The organism is Methylopila musalis (genome assembly GCF_042679725.1).
GTDB lineage: Bacteria > Pseudomonadota > Alphaproteobacteria > Rhizobiales > Methylopilaceae > Methylopila > Methylopila musalis.
The window spans coordinates 1-1095 of record NZ_JBHTMX010000374.1; the positions used below are offsets into that span (position 1 = coordinate 1).

Genomic DNA, 1095 nt, shown 5'->3' on the forward strand with positions numbered 1-1095 from the left:
GGCGGCCGCCCGCGGGCGCGAGCGTCAGGCCCCCGCTCGGGATCGAGGCGAGCGGCAGGGCGCCGGAGCCGATCTGGCTGGCGAGGTCCGCCACCTCCACCGTCACGTCCGGACCGGCCGCGGCCTCGAAGGCGGGCTTCAGCCGCGCCGCCTGCTCCTTCAGCGCCGAGGCCGGCCGCGTCAGCAGCATGAGGGTCGGCAGCCGCTCGGCGAGGCGGTCGGGATCGCGGTAGAGCTTCAGCGTGGCCTCGAGCGCCGCCAGCCTGAGCTTGTCCAGCCGCAGCGCGCGCTTGAGGTGGTTCTTCGCCAGCCGCTTCACCAGATCCGCGCGGCCCACCACGAGGCCCGCCTGCGGCCCGCCCAGCAGCTTGTCGCCGGAAAAAGTGACGATGTCCGCCCCATCGGCGACCGCCTGCTGCACCGTGCGCTCGTGCTGAAGCCCGTAGGCCGCGAGATCGACCAGCACCCCGGAGCCGAGATCGTCCACCAGCGGCAGGCCATGGGCGCGGGCGAGCGGCGCCAGCTCGCGGGCCGTGACCTCCTTCGTGAAGCCCTCGATCCGGTAGTTGGACGGGTGCACCTTCATCAGCAGCGCGGTGTCCTGCCCGATCGCGCCCTCGTAATCGGCGAGATGGGTGCGGTTGGTGGTTCCGACCTCCCGCAGCGTGCAGCCGGCGCGCGCCATGATGGCGGGCATGCGGAAGGCGCCGCCGATCTCGATCAGCTCGCTCCGAGACACCACCGCCTCGCGGCCCTCCGCCAGCGAGTTCAGCGCCAGCAGCACGGCGGCGGCGTTGTTGTTGATCGCGACCGCGTCCTCCGCGCCCGTCAGCTCGCGCAGCAGGCCGCGCACATGGTCGTCGCGCTCGCCGCGCCGCCCGCTCGCCACGTCGAACTCGAGCGCGGTCGGCGAACGCATGGCGGCGGTGACCGCGGCGATCGCCTCCTCCGCCAGCAGCGCGCGGCCGAGATTGGTGTGCAGCACCGTGCCGGTGAGGTTCAGCACCCTTCGCTGGCTCGGCGCTTCGGCCGCCTCCAGCGCGGCAAGCGCGACCTCGGCCAGCCGGTCGGCGGAGACCTCCGCCGCGGCGCCGG

The 1095-nt window shown here is 74.1% G+C and carries 1 protein-coding gene; it reads right to left on the reverse strand.

The genetic code is table 11. The annotated features are described in order from the left end of the window. The coding region (gene selA, locus ACFQ4O_RS17755) for an L-seryl-tRNA(Sec) selenium transferase (protein ID WP_378777734.1) at positions 1-1095 on the reverse strand (1095 nt) is incomplete at both ends.